The following is a 12,264-nucleotide window of genomic DNA, read 5'->3' on the forward strand; positions in this document are numbered from 1 at the left end:
CAGGAAACAACGCTAAAAACTTCGCTTTTAATGGCCTGACCATTAGATCTTTATACCAGAGAGGATGCAATGAATTTACACGGAAAACGCGTATTGATCACTGCTGCCGGGCAAGGAATCGGTCTTGCCAGCGCCCGCTATTTTGCCGAACAGGGGGCGAGTGTGGTGGCGAGCGATATCAATATCACGGCGTTACAGGGTCTGCAGAATATAATCCCTTACCGGTTAGATGTGACTGACCGGGCGGCCATTCAGGCAGCGGCAGAAGAACTGGGGCCGGTAGATGTCCTGTTTAACTGTGCAGGGGTGGTGCACAGCGGCAATCTGCTGGCGTGCACTGAGCAGGAGTGGCAGTTCGCGCTCGACCTCAATGTCAGCGCGATGTTTCACATGATCCAGGCATTTTTGCCCGGCATGCTCGCTCAGAAAAAAGGTTCCATCATCAATATGTCGTCCGTGGCCTCCAGCGTGAAAGGGGTAACGAATCGCTTTGCTTACAGCGCCACCAAAGCGGCGGTGATTGGCCTGACGCGCTCTGTCGCAGCCGATTTTATTGCCGACGGCATTCGTTGCAATGCTATCTGTCCCGGCACGGTGGATTCTCCCTCGCTGCGTCAGCGCATTGCCACCCAGGCACAAGCAGAAGGCAAAAGCGAACAGGAGGTGTATGCGGCTTTTGTCGCACGCCAACCGATTGGCCGCATCGGTACGCCAGAAGAGATCGCTTATCTCGCCGCTTATCTTGCCTCTGATGCCAGCAACTACACCACCGGCACGGCGCAGGTGATTGATGGCGGTTGGAGCAATTAACCAAGGAGTCTTACATGAAATTAGTTCGCGTGGGTGAAGTGGGAAAAGAACGACCGGCGATAGTTGATGAGCAGGGTCAACTGCGTGATTTGTCTCAATACATCGATGATATCGCAGGGGAGCAATTGTTGCCTGCGTCACTGGACAAGTTACGTCATCTGGCCCTGAACGAGCTGCCAAAAATATCCGGACAGCCCCGTATTGGCGCTTGCGTGGGACATATTGGCAAATTTATCTGCATTGGCCTGAACTACGCCGACCACGCCGCGGAAACCGGTGCCGACATACCTAAAGAGCCGGTGGTGTTTAGCAAATGGACCAGCGCGGTAGTGGGGCCAAATGATGCCGTACGCATTCCACGGGGTTCTGTCAAAACCGATTGGGAAGTTGAGCTGGGTGTGGTGATTGGCAAAGGCGGTAGCTACATTCGTGAAGAGGATGCGCTGGCGCATGTTGCAGGCTATTGCGTGGTTAACGATGTCTCCGAACGGGAATATCAAATTGAACGAGGCGGCACCTGGGACAAAGGCAAAGGCTGTGACACCTTCGGCCCTATTGGCCCCTGGCTGGTTACTGCGGATGAAATCGCGGACCCGCAGCAGCTGGATTTATGGCTCGAAGTCGACGGCAAGCGTTATCAAAACGGTAATACACGTACCATGATTTTTTCTGTCGCTCACATTATTAGCTACCTCAGCCAGTTTATGAGCCTGCAACCCGGGGATGTGATCTCCACCGGGACACCACCAGGCGTGGGTATGGGACAGAAACCGCCGGTTTATTTGCGACCAGGACAAACCATCACCCTGGGCATTGCGGGTTTGGGTGAACAGCGTCAAATCACTGAGGGTTCAGCACAATGACTAAACTGACGGCGATGCGTGTCGAAGACATTCGTTTTCCTACCTCAGAACATTTGGATGGATCGGATGCGATGAACCCCGATCCTGACTACTCCGCTGCTTATGTGATTATTGAGACGGACAATGCCGCGCTCAGTGGTCACGGTTTAACATTCACCATTGGACGCGGCAATGAAATCTGCTGTGCCGCTATCCGCGCGCTGGAGCATTTAATCGTGGGGCGTCAGCTGGACACTATCACTGCCAATATGGGGCAATTCTGGCGTGATATCACCAGTGATAGCCAGTTACGCTGGATAGGCCCGGACAAAGGTGCCATCCATCTGGCGACGGGGGCGGTGGTAAATGCAATCTGGGATCTGTGGGCAAAATCTCAGGAAAAACCGTTGTGGCGGCTGGTGGCTGACATGTCGCCAGAGGAACTGGTCCGCTGTATCGACTTCCGCTATCTCACCGACTGCATCACGCCTGACGAAGCTCTGGCGCTACTCACTGCGCAAGCCGGGGGTAAAGCACAGCGTATTCAGCAGTTAGAACGGGAAGGTTATCCGTGCTACACCACTTCAGCTGGCTGGCTGGGCTATGACGATGAAAAACTGCGTCGGCTCTGTCAGCAGGCTGTCGATGCGGGATTCTCGCATATCAAGCTGAAAGTCGGGCGTGATCTGGAGGATGACAAACGTCGCGTCAGGATAGCGCGGGAAGTCCTGGGGCCGGATCGCCATTTGATGATTGATGCCAACCAGGTGTGGGAGGTGAAAGATGCGGTGAACTGGGTACAGCAACTGGCGTTTGCTAAGCCCTGGTTTATCGAAGAACCGACCAGTCCGGACGATGTGGAAGGGCATCGCAAGATTCGTCAGGGGGTTGAGCCGATTAAGGTGGCCACCGGCGAGATGTGTCAGAACCGTATTCTTTTCAAGCAGTTCATCATGCGCGAAGCGATAGATGTGGTGCAGATCGATGCGTGTCGTTTAGGCGGTGTCAATGAAGTGCTGGCAGTGATGCTAATGGCGGCTAAATACCAGTTACCGGTATGTCCACATGCCGGAGGCGTTGGACTGTGTGAATACGTTCAGCATCTTTCGATGATTGATTTCGTCTGTATTGCCGGCACACATGAAGGCAGGGTGATCGAGTATGTCGATCACTTACATGAACACTTCCTGAACCCTTGTGAGATCCGCGGTGCCGCCTATCTGCCGCCAAAGGCTGCGGGTTTTTCCATCGAAATGTTCCCTGCCTCGCTGGATAAATATCGCTATCGCGCGCAAGGAGTTTAAGGGTGCGAATCGATTCACATCAGCATTTCTGGCGTTATCGCGCCAAAGATTATCCCTGGATGAGCAGCGAAATGGGGATATTACAGCGCGATTATCTGCCAGGCGATCTGTCCCCATTGCTGGAGAGGCAGCAATTACAGGGATCGATCACCGTCCAGGCGCGGCAGTGCGATGAAGAAACAGCACAATTGCTGCAATGGGCTGAGGAATCTGAAGGGGAGCATGCGGTCGTCGGATGGATCGATATCATGGCGGCCAATCTCCCTGCACGGTTGAACGCTATGCAACATCCGCTACTGCGCGGGTTTCGCCATCAGGTCCAGGATGAACGCGATCCTGCCGCCTGGCTGCAACACCCTTCGGTGTCAGCCGGTATCACCCTGTTACAGCAACAGCAATATGTCTGGGACATTCTGGTGACCTGGCGTCATCTGCCTGCCTTAACCGAATTTGCGGCACGGCATGATCACCACTGGCTGGTACTTAATCATCTGGGTAAGCCGGATATTCGCCAGGGCGCTAAAGCCTGGGGATTGCAGATTGCCGGTTTGGCGGCGATGCCGCACGTGGTGTGCAAGCTATCAGGTTTGGTGACAGAAGCGCCACAGGGGCAGTGGCAAGCCGCGCAACTGCGCCCTTTTATAGAGGAAGCGCTGGCGCGATTCGGGCCACAACGCCTGATGTTTGGCTCTGACTGGCCGGTTTGCCTGTTGGCTGCGGAGTATCACGAGGTCGCGCAGCTCACCCGTCAGGCTATTGAAACGTTGTCACCGGATGAACAGGCCAGCATCTGGGGTAATACCGCGGCACAGGTCTATCAGCTTTTGGGAGAAAAACATGAATCTGTTTTTACAGGATAAGGTCATCATCGTGACCGGGGGCGGATCGGGCATTGGTGCAGCCATTTCATCTTTACTGGCCGAAGAGGGTGCTATCCCGGTCATGGTCACCAACGCTCAGCCCGATGAAATCTGGTTATCTGAATTGCGCCAACGGCAGCCCCGGGCCGAAACGGTGATTGTCGATTTGTGTGACGAAGAGAATTGTCGGCACGCGGTGAAAACGGTACTGCAACAATTTGGCCGCATTGATGGTTTGGTGAATAACGCGGGTGTGAATGATGGTGTGGGATTAGAGGCCGGACGCTCGGCCTTTGTCGCCTCTCTGGAGAAAAACCTGATCCACTATTATCAGATGACACACTTCTGCCAACAGGCGTTAGAAAGCAGCCGGGGGGCTATCGTGAATATCGCCTCAAAAACGGCGCTGAGCGGGCAGGGGGGTACCAGTGGATATTGTGCCGCAAAGGGCGCGATTCTTGCGCTGACGCGGGAATGGGCGGTTTCACTACGGGAGAGTGGTGTCCGGGTGAATGCGGTGGTGCCTGCCGAAGTGATGACCCCTCTTTATGAACGCTGGCTTGCCACTTTCCCGGAACCGGGGCAGGCACTTGCCAACATCACCCAACGAATTCCACTCGGCCAACGGATGACCACACCTGAAGAGGTGGCGAACACCGTGGTGTTCTTGCTGTCGGCGCGGGCATCCCATACCACCGGCGAATGGTTGAGTGTGGATGGTGGCTATCTTCATCTTGACCGGGCGCTGTCATGAACGGCGCTACGCAGTTTCATTATCTGGCGTTGGATTTGGTCGATTCGCCAGAAAAAATCGCGGAATACCAGCGGCTACATCAGCAGATATGGCCGGAAGTCGCCACACATCTGCGTCAACACGATGTGGTGAATATGGAAATTTATCGGCTGGGTAATCGTCTGTTTATGGTGATGGAGGTGAATCAACAGTTTGATGCGGCGAAATTTGCCGAAGCTTCGCTGCGAGATCCCAATATTCAACGCTGGGAGGCGTTGATGTGGCAATTTCAACAACCTACACCCTGGACACCCGCAGGCGAAAAATGGGTGGCGATGGAGCGAATATTCTCTTTGCACGACCAATAAATAATAACACTTACCTACAGTACGCTACGAGGATATAACCATGTCTGTTAAACAATTCGGGACACCGGATAATGCCGGTGTCGGGGGCGCTGTCAGCCTGCGTTGGGCATTTATGCTCATTACCACGCTGTTTTTTATGTGGGGTGTGTCTTATGGCCTGTTGGATGTCCTGAATAAGCATTTTCAGGAAACACTGCACGTCACCAAAGCACAGTCGGGATTATTACAGGGTGCCTATTTTGGCGCTTATTTTTTGGTTGCCATGCCTGCCGGCTATTTTATGAGCCGTCACGGGTATAAAGCCGGTATTTTGGCCGGGTTGGCACTCTATGCCATTGGTGCTTTATTGTTTGTCCCGGCAGCCATGGTCAACAATTTCATGATGTTTTTGTTTGCGTTGTTTGTGCTGGCATGCGGGTTAGGCTGCCTGGAAACGGCGGCCAATCCTTATGCCACGGTGCTGGGTGACGCTCAGGGCGCTGAGCGACGCCTGAATCTGGCGCAATCCTTTAACGGTCTCGGCCAATTTATGGGACCGATGATCGGCGGTACGCTGTTTTTCAGCCATGCCAGCGCAGATGAGGCGCAAAGTACCGTTAAAATCACCTATGTGGTTATTGCCTGCGTGGTCATCGGCATCGCGCTGTTATTTAAACGCACGGCATTGCCGGATATTCGCGAAGCCGAAGAGGCGGGTTCAATACATTCGGGCCAAACGCTATTGCAGCATAAACATTTTGTCGGTGGTGTTATTGCGCAATTCTTTTATGTCGCCGCGCAGGTGGGGGTCGGTGCCTTCTTTATTAACTACACAACTGAACACTGGCACGGCGTTACCAATCAGAGTGCGGCATATATGTTATCGGTGGGCATGGTGTGTTTCATGCTGGGACGATTCTTCTCTACCTGGCTGATGGGCCGCGTTTCACCTGCGTTAATTCTCGCAGCCTATGCGCTGATTAATATTGTGCTTTGTGCAGTGGTGATGCTGGGTATGGGCGATGTTTCAGTGATCGCGCTGGTGGCCATCTTCTTCTTTATGTCCACTATGTTCCCGACAATTTTTGCCATGGGGGTGAAGAACCTGGGGCCGGCCACCAAGCAAGCCAGCTCTTTTATGATTATGGCGATTGTGGGCGGGGCTATCATGCCGTGGTTCATGGGGCGTATTTCGGATAACTCCAGCACAGCACTGGCCTATGGCCTGCCACTGGTTTGCTTTGCGGTAGTGTTATTTTATGCGCTAAGTCAGCGCAACAGCCGGTAACCTTCTCCTTTTCCTCTCCTGGTTTGCGTTGCCTGAGAAATCCCTTGGGCAACTGCTTACTAAACGTGCAGCTTTCCTTTCAGCCGTGACTCATACAGCGGCCATCTGTCCGGTGAAGGATGTCTGCCGCGAGGCCGCCATTTCATAAGCCAGCTATTACAACCGGAAACCTCAAATAGTGTCCGGGACTCATACAGGTATAATTACACCAGCACTAAACATGGCTCCTAAAAACAGAAAAATAATCAGCACTAAAGCCGGACAAATTCTTAGAACGGTGAGGCAGTGATATATATGGGAATGTAGTATATCGAACCGCGTATAATATAAGTCGCAGGGCTTCGAAAGGTATAAATATTGCCCTTTACTGATAAATAAATCGCATCATTTTCAACTTTATCTAATGCGTCATTATCTGCGGTTATCATAAAAGGCGATAAATCGTCATCCAGACTCGCCATAAACTTTTTATCATCTTTAGATGAATCATACAGATAGAAACGATATGAAAAATCCGTGGTGGCTCCTGCATTTGCTTCTGTTATATACAGATTGACCAGTTTGTTAACCTTCACTTTCCTGATAATTTCCTGTCCTAGCGGTGAAAAGTTCAATGTCTTGTAAACCACAAAAGCAATTGCTGCCAGCAAGATGAAGAGTAAATAGCGCTTCTTAAAAGCCGGAGCGTTTTGCATAGTCTATACCCGTCTTAATCCAAAATTGATCGTCCGGATCATCTCCATAGGGAGCGGAACCATACCGTCGGTAGGTAGGCTCAGATTATGAGAAAACCCTGTGACCTCGATACTTCCCTCATGGTCATCAACATCAACAGAACCTTTAATATCAGCGCCACCATCATCGTTAAGCCATAAGTAAGCCGGAATAGCCATTTTTCCTTTCCCTGTTTATTGTGACTAACGTCCATAAGATAATTGTACTTAACCGGTAATAATGAGTAAATAATCAGAGCAGGGAGGTTATTTTCGTTAAATCAAACCACAGCACGAATTTCTGAAAAATATTGCATCTTATGGTGGGGAAGAGTGCCGTTATCAGTTCACATTACATTAAATGTTTATTATGGTACTACAGTTTTCTGGTTGTTTGGTGAGGGTTATAAAGAAGAAGGAGACAGTGACAGGCTCTGTTTTGACGATATGCCCGCTCCGGTAAATTGTATTGAAAAGAATGCTATTTTTTCGGTATATAATAGTGAGGTTTTCGGAACTCTATTTATCGTAGACGGTGGTGAATACCGTTTAAAGAATGGCAGAATAATAAAAGTGACCAGTGAATGAGTTTGGTTGACTGTCAGTCAAAGATCACAGAAACCAGATTACTTTCGATGGTGCAGTAACAGCATATCGTCTTACCATCAGCTAATCCTGCACAATCCCATCACTGACCACTGGACTGTATAAAAACCAGGCTATAGCATGGGCTGTCAGAGTTTATAGGGAGATAAACGAATGAGCACCAGAACAGAGATAAAGGACGGGGCATTATTTGACTTACTTGACAGAGGAATTGTCTATACAGAGGTTTTGGGCTGGATTGATATGGGGCATGCCCGTGGTAATGACGTGGCAGCACTTAAACGCCGGTTCGATGAGGGGGAGAGTAGCGGTAAGCCATCTTCGGTCACTGGGACGAAGTCATGACGATCCTGCTAAAAGGTGTAAAGTGGTGCGTATTACTGGCGGTCACCTCGTTTATTCTCGTTGGGCTGTTTGTCTGGATGCTCGCCTCTGGCTCGGATAAAACAGTGGTCTATAAACAAGATAATTTCCTCAGTTACCACATCCTCACTGACAGTGAGATACAAAATGCCCCGCGAATCACGGAAAATTTCTATTTCGAATCGCACCCGGGGGATGGTTATGCGCCTTCAAATAGTATTATTTTCGCGGGTGCCTCCGGGACAGCATCGTTGCGCTGTTACCTTGAAACGCTGGGGTACACCAGGCAACAGCGTAACTTAGGAGGAAGAGAAATATGGTCAAAACCCGATCAGTTAAACAGTAACCTTTTTTATATATACTTTAATGCCGTTACAGGTGAAGCTGAGCTGACAAAAGTCCTGAATAACTAATATTCTGAAGAGCCGTATCTTCCGGTTATGTAAATTATTAATTAATAATATTGATGGCAAAAAACTTATGACAGGTGATAAAAGAGGCATAGTTAAATTAATCTCTGATCAGAAGTTACGGAATGATTTCTTGTATATAATAGTGCCATTTTGGGAACTCTGTTTATCGTAGATGGTGGTGAATACCGTTTAAAAAATGGCAGAATAATAAAAATGACCAGTGAATGAGTTAGGTTGACCAGAAGTCAAAGATCACAGAAATCAGCTTGCTTTCGATGGTGCAGTAACAGCATATCGTCTTAACATCAGCTAATCCTGCTCAACCCTGATAAATACCTTAATCGTAGCCCTGATTGTAGTAATCCGGAAACAGGAAATAATAAGCAAACTCCGGAGCACCGATGTCGATATTTCCTGCACTTTAAGTTCTTTTTCCGTAGTTTTCTGTTATGGTTTATCTGTTAAATCATGGCCGGATTAACTTAGGATTATTACTTACCCACTAAAAGTAATGCTAAGAATGTGACAGTCGTTTTCTCCATGCTATTTACACCCTGTCATTTTCTGGCGTATGATTTCCTGCGAGGAAGTTACCGGATAAATATACAAGGAATGTATAATTATGGCCACATTACAGTTTCCCTGTACGCTGTTCGAAACCCAAAAGAGAATGAATGATTACAGCGCCCGCGATATGCGCTACGGTGATTTATCTGAATCTCAGTTAAAAGCGAATTTTCATCTCACCAATGTTTCGGCCAGAGTCAACCCTTATTCTCTGACAAAAATAACCCCATTTTCCCGGCCGCAGTCGATGTTTCATGGTTCACATGCGGAAGGGGAAAAGATTACCCGTCAGCAATGCACCCAAATCCTGTTCGATGAATTCAGGGATTTATCACGTGTATTCTCGGTATATGGCCCTTACAGGCACCTGATCGAGAAGATGATCACTCATATGCAATATGGTAATGGCCAGCCATTTAGAAATATAAGTCTGGACAGAGCGTTGTATGAACAAATCCTTAATGACATAACAGAAGAAAGTACATTACTGCGCATTAAAGAGGTAATTAATAAAAACATAGACTGGAGGAGTGGAACTTATCGGGTTGAAAATAAATGGGAATTAATTAAAGCAATATCTGATGGCAAACTTCCAAAATTCGACCGACTCCGGGATAACCTTAACGGGATGGGGATTACGGTTCATGATACCTGGGCTACCCATATCACCCTGAAATCGCTGCATATAAGTAACGAACGTTATCGGGCTGTAGTGCATTACAAAGTGCAGGATCATTTTGGCCTGGATAACGATGATATTCTGAAAGCAAAATTCAGCCAGTTCAATTTCTTCCGGATATGGTTTGTACTCCAGCGATATAATCAGTTTGGATTTAAGCCATATATGACCAATATGGAAGCTACGGTAGAAATTACTGGAGGCCGGAATGAACATTAATATGAAAAATAATCTGCGTATTCTCTGTATCATTGGAGGTGTTCTTTCAGGATTCTTTTTGTGGTTTATATACCGCCCGGTAGAAATTATTGCAGTTCATGGCGATGGAAACTACAGTTATGTTTTAGTGAAAGGTTTTCCCATAACAGACAGAGGAAAGATTTCCTGGTGGTTGAAAAATAAAGATTTAATTGGAAAACGTTATGACATTCCAAAGCCAGCTGGTTATGGAAGTTATAATGTTACTTTTTGGGATTTTGGTGATGGGTATAAAGAAGATAAATACGATATGCTCTGCTTCGATGATATGCCCACGAAAATTAACTGCATCGATAAAACCCCACTGTTTACTGTTAAACGATTTGGCTATGAATCAGAAATATTTATTACCTATGAGGGGCGCTATAAATTGTCGGATGCAGGTAAGATCATAAAAGTCCGTCGTGAATAGGTTCATTTACGCTAGTTTTTACCGTATCCGGCTTGTATTGCAGCGGTGCAATATACTGCCCTTTATACCAATATGGAAACCACCATTGAAATTACAGGGAACCGTAATGACAGGAAAAATTAAAAAATTCTTCATTGTGCTGCTACTGGCCGGGGCGGTGATTTCAGGTTATTGCCTGTGGCTGTCACTGCGCCCGGTGGAGATTGTTGCTGTTCATCACCGGGGAAATGGGTTTAGTGCGGTGTTAGTCAAAAGTTTTCCGTTGACCGACACAGGAAAAATTCACTGGTGGCTGAAGAATCAGGCTATGTTAAAAGAGAAATACAATATACCTAATTATCCTGAGGACGGTTATTTTACCGTGACTTTCTGGCGGTTTGGTGAGGGCTACAAAGAAGAGGGTAAATATGACAGGTTATGCTTTAATGATATGTTACCCCCGATAAACTGTATTGAAAAAGATGCTGTATTTTCTGTCTGGAATAACCGACATCGGGATACTATCTTTGCAACCTATGATGGGCGCTATCGGTTAAAGGAAAACGGAAATATCGTTAAATTTACCTATCAGTAGCCGGCTCATAAACAGAATATAACCAGGTGAAGAACTGTTCTGATTTAAAGAGAGTGCAAAATTTTTACTGCACCAAAAACAGCTGGGGATATGGAATGATGTATTAATCCGGGGCGGGCTTAAAAACCCGGTTTAGGATCTAAGATACGGATACTGGCAGACCTGCTTTCAGATTATTTATGACCAGTATGGAAACCACCATTGAAATTACAGGGAACCGTAATGACAGGAAAAATTAAAAAATTCTTGATTGTGCTGCTACTGGCCGGGGCGGGGATTTCAGGTTATTGCCTGTGGCTGTCACTGCGCCCGGTGGAGATTGTTGCTGTTCATCACCGGGGAAATGGGTTTAGTGCGGTGTTAGTCAAAAGTTTTCCGTTGACCGACACAGGAAAAATCCACTGGTGGCTAAAAAATCAGGCTATGTTAAAAGAGAAATACAATACGCCAAATTATTCTCAGGATGCTTCTTTTCACGTGACTTTCTGGTTGTTTGGTGATGGCTACAAAGAAGAGGGTAAATATGACAGGTTATGCTTTAATGATATGCTACCGCCGATAAACTGTATTGATAAAGATGCTGTTTTTTCTGTCAATAATAGCAGGAATCTGGGGATGACCTTTGAAACTTATGATGGGCGCTATCGGTTAAAGGAAAACGGGGATATCGTTAAATTTACCTATCAGTAGCCGGCTCATAAATAGTACATAACCAGGTTCAGAACTGTTCTGATTTAAAGAGAGTCAAAATATATATTGTACCAACAGCAGCAGGGGATAAGGAATACTGTATTAATCCAGGGTGGGCCTAAAAACCCGGTTTAGCGTCTAAGATACGGATGCCGGCAGACCTGGTTTTCAGATTCTTTATGACCAGTATGGAAACCACCATTGAAATTAAAGGGAACCGTAATGACAGGAAAAATTAAAAATATCTTCATTGTGCTTCTATTGGCCGGGGCGGTGATTTCAGGTTATTGCCTGTGGCTGTCACTACGCCCGGTGGAGATTGTTGCTGTTCATCACCGGGGAAATGGGTTTAGTGCGGTGTTAGTCAAAAGTTTTCCGTTGACCGATACAGGAAAAATCCACTGGTGGCTAAAAAATCGGGCTATGTTAAAAGAGAAATACAATATACCTAATTATACCGAGGACGGTTATTTTACTGTGACTTTCTGGCGGTTTGGTGAGGGCTACAAAGAAGAAGGTAAATATGAACGGTTATGCTTTAATGATATGTTACCGCCGATAAACTGTATTGATAAAGATGCTGTGTTTACTGTCAGAAATAACCGGCATCGGGATACTATCTTTGCAACCTATGATGGGCACTATCGGTTAAAGGATAACGGAAATATCGTTAAATTCACCTATCAGTAGCCGGCTCATAAACAGAATATTGTAGATACTGAACAGGTAGCTAAAAATCTTCTGCCAGATAACTCCGGTCATTGCGGGAATACTATGTTCCCTCAGAACTTCATTTTTCAGGATC

16 protein-coding genes and 1 pseudogene are annotated in these 12,264 nt (G+C 47.3%); 15 read left to right on the forward strand and 2 right to left on the reverse strand.

The window, feature by feature from the left end:
• The first annotated feature begins 69 nt into the window (after nt 1–69).
• Genes HA49_RS00335 through fucP form a run of 7 tightly spaced genes read left to right on the forward strand, consistent with a single transcriptional unit; the run spans nt 70 to nt 6,184 of the window.
• Nucleotides 70–810, forward strand: coding sequence for an SDR family oxidoreductase (locus tag HA49_RS00335; protein ID WP_038017065.1), 741 nt, complete (start codon nt 70–72; stop codon nt 808–810).
• 14 nt (nt 811–824) lie between these two features.
• The gene (locus HA49_RS00340) at nt 825–1,673 is read left to right on the forward strand and encodes a fumarylacetoacetate hydrolase family protein (protein WP_038017066.1); all 849 of its coding nucleotides are present in this window, start codon (nt 825–827) and stop codon (nt 1,671–1,673) included.
• Nucleotides 1,670–2,956, forward strand: coding sequence for an L-fuconate dehydratase (locus HA49_RS00345; RefSeq protein ID WP_038017068.1), 1,287 nt, complete (start codon nt 1,670–1,672; stop codon nt 2,954–2,956). The genes HA49_RS00340 and HA49_RS00345 overlap by 4 nt, the downstream gene beginning before the upstream one ends.
• A gap of 2 nt (nt 2,957–2,958) precedes the next feature.
• A complete protein-coding gene (locus HA49_RS00350) occupies nt 2,959–3,816 on the forward strand; it encodes an amidohydrolase family protein (RefSeq protein WP_038017070.1) in 858 nt (285 codons plus the stop codon).
• Nucleotides 3,794–4,570: an L-fucose dehydrogenase gene (locus HA49_RS00355; protein WP_038017072.1), complete on the forward strand. Its 777-nt coding sequence runs from the start codon at nt 3,794–3,796 to the stop codon at nt 4,568–4,570. Before HA49_RS00350 ends, HA49_RS00355 begins: the two co-directional genes overlap by 23 nt.
• The gene (locus tag HA49_RS00360; protein ID WP_038017074.1) at nt 4,567–4,917 is read left to right on the forward strand and encodes an L-rhamnose mutarotase; all 351 of its coding nucleotides are present in this window, start codon (nt 4,567–4,569) and stop codon (nt 4,915–4,917) included. The genes HA49_RS00355 and HA49_RS00360 overlap by 4 nt, the downstream gene beginning before the upstream one ends.
• A 40-nt stretch (nt 4,918–4,957) precedes the next feature.
• The gene (gene fucP / locus HA49_RS00365; RefSeq protein ID WP_038017076.1) at nt 4,958–6,184 is read left to right on the forward strand and encodes an L-fucose:H+ symporter permease; all 1,227 of its coding nucleotides are present in this window, start codon (nt 4,958–4,960) and stop codon (nt 6,182–6,184) included.
• Between the two features lie 269 nt (nt 6,185–6,453).
• Here fucP and HA49_RS00370 read toward each other — a convergent pair whose 3' ends face one another.
• Nucleotides 6,454–6,879, reverse strand: coding sequence for a hypothetical protein (locus HA49_RS00370; RefSeq protein ID WP_038017078.1), 426 nt, complete (start codon nt 6,877–6,879; stop codon nt 6,454–6,456).
• Nucleotides 6,880–6,945: 66 nt separating this feature from the next.
• Nucleotides 6,946–7,077: pseudogene (locus HA49_RS00375) on the reverse strand (type VI secretion system tube protein Hcp); the annotation flags it as partial.
• Between the two features lie 153 nt (nt 7,078–7,230).
• Here HA49_RS00375 and HA49_RS21705 point away from each other — a divergent pair.
• The 8 genes from HA49_RS21705 (at nt 7,231) to HA49_RS00415 (ending at nt 12,149) form a co-directional block, all read left to right on the forward strand.
• Nucleotides 7,231–7,485 (forward strand): DUF943 family protein, encoded by a 255-nt coding sequence (locus tag HA49_RS21705; protein WP_052752405.1) that lies wholly within the window; start codon nt 7,231–7,233, stop codon nt 7,483–7,485.
• Between the two features lie 171 nt (nt 7,486–7,656).
• Nucleotides 7,657–7,848, forward strand: a complete 192-nt coding sequence (locus tag HA49_RS00385; RefSeq protein ID WP_038017082.1) for a hypothetical protein — start codon at nt 7,657–7,659, stop codon at nt 7,846–7,848.
• The gene (locus HA49_RS00390; protein ID WP_038017084.1) at nt 7,845–8,279 is read left to right on the forward strand and encodes a hypothetical protein; all 435 of its coding nucleotides are present in this window, start codon (nt 7,845–7,847) and stop codon (nt 8,277–8,279) included. The genes HA49_RS00385 and HA49_RS00390 overlap by 4 nt, the downstream gene beginning before the upstream one ends.
• Nucleotides 8,280–8,901: 622 nt before the next feature.
• Nucleotides 8,902–9,744, forward strand: a complete 843-nt coding sequence (locus HA49_RS00395) for a YPO3983 family protein (RefSeq protein WP_038017087.1) — start codon at nt 8,902–8,904, stop codon at nt 9,742–9,744.
• Nucleotides 9,734–10,195, forward strand: coding sequence for a DUF943 family protein (locus tag HA49_RS00400; RefSeq protein ID WP_038017089.1), 462 nt, complete (start codon nt 9,734–9,736; stop codon nt 10,193–10,195). The genes HA49_RS00395 and HA49_RS00400 overlap by 11 nt, the downstream gene beginning before the upstream one ends.
• Nucleotides 10,196–10,301: 106 nt before the next feature.
• Entirely contained in the window at nt 10,302–10,769 is a 468-nt protein-coding gene (locus HA49_RS00405; protein WP_038017091.1) for a DUF943 family protein, read from the forward strand.
• A 222-nt stretch (nt 10,770–10,991) separates the two neighbouring features.
• Complete coding sequence (locus HA49_RS00410; RefSeq protein WP_038017093.1) at nt 10,992–11,459, forward strand: DUF943 family protein; 468 nt, start codon at nt 10,992–10,994, stop codon at nt 11,457–11,459.
• A gap of 222 nt (nt 11,460–11,681) precedes the next feature.
• The gene (locus HA49_RS00415; protein ID WP_038017095.1) at nt 11,682–12,149 is read left to right on the forward strand and encodes a DUF943 family protein; all 468 of its coding nucleotides are present in this window, start codon (nt 11,682–11,684) and stop codon (nt 12,147–12,149) included.
• The last annotated feature ends 115 nt before the right edge of the window (nt 12,150–12,264 follow it).

It is taken from the genome of Tatumella morbirosei, from assembly GCF_000757425.2.
GTDB lineage: Bacteria > Pseudomonadota > Gammaproteobacteria > Enterobacterales > Enterobacteriaceae > Tatumella > Tatumella morbirosei.

Coding starts and splice junctions, on each gene's coding strand:
- HA49_RS00335 (WP_038017065.1), top strand. CDS start 70: ATGAATTTACACGGAAAACGCGTATTGATCACTGCTGCCGGGCAAGGA.
- HA49_RS00340 (WP_038017066.1), top strand. CDS start 825: ATGAAATTAGTTCGCGTGGGTGAAGTGGGAAAAGAACGACCGGCGATA.
- HA49_RS00345 (WP_038017068.1), top strand. CDS start 1,670: ATGACTAAACTGACGGCGATGCGTGTCGAAGACATTCGTTTTCCTACC.
- HA49_RS00355 (WP_038017072.1), top strand. CDS start 3,794: ATGAATCTGTTTTTACAGGATAAGGTCATCATCGTGACCGGGGGCGGA.
- HA49_RS00360 (WP_038017074.1), top strand. CDS start 4,567: ATGAACGGCGCTACGCAGTTTCATTATCTGGCGTTGGATTTGGTCGAT.
- fucP (WP_038017076.1), top strand. CDS start 4,958: ATGTCTGTTAAACAATTCGGGACACCGGATAATGCCGGTGTCGGGGGC.
- HA49_RS00370 (WP_038017078.1), bottom strand. CDS start 6,879: ATGCAAAACGCTCCGGCTTTTAAGAAGCGCTATTTACTCTTCATCTTG.
- HA49_RS00385 (WP_038017082.1), top strand. CDS start 7,657: ATGAGCACCAGAACAGAGATAAAGGACGGGGCATTATTTGACTTACTT.
- HA49_RS00390 (WP_038017084.1), top strand. CDS start 7,845: ATGACGATCCTGCTAAAAGGTGTAAAGTGGTGCGTATTACTGGCGGTC.
- HA49_RS00395 (WP_038017087.1), top strand. CDS start 8,902: ATGGCCACATTACAGTTTCCCTGTACGCTGTTCGAAACCCAAAAGAGA.
- HA49_RS00400 (WP_038017089.1), top strand. CDS start 9,734: ATGAACATTAATATGAAAAATAATCTGCGTATTCTCTGTATCATTGGA.
- HA49_RS00405 (WP_038017091.1), top strand. CDS start 10,302: ATGACAGGAAAAATTAAAAAATTCTTCATTGTGCTGCTACTGGCCGGG.
- HA49_RS00410 (WP_038017093.1), top strand. CDS start 10,992: ATGACAGGAAAAATTAAAAAATTCTTGATTGTGCTGCTACTGGCCGGG.
- HA49_RS00415 (WP_038017095.1), top strand. CDS start 11,682: ATGACAGGAAAAATTAAAAATATCTTCATTGTGCTTCTATTGGCCGGG.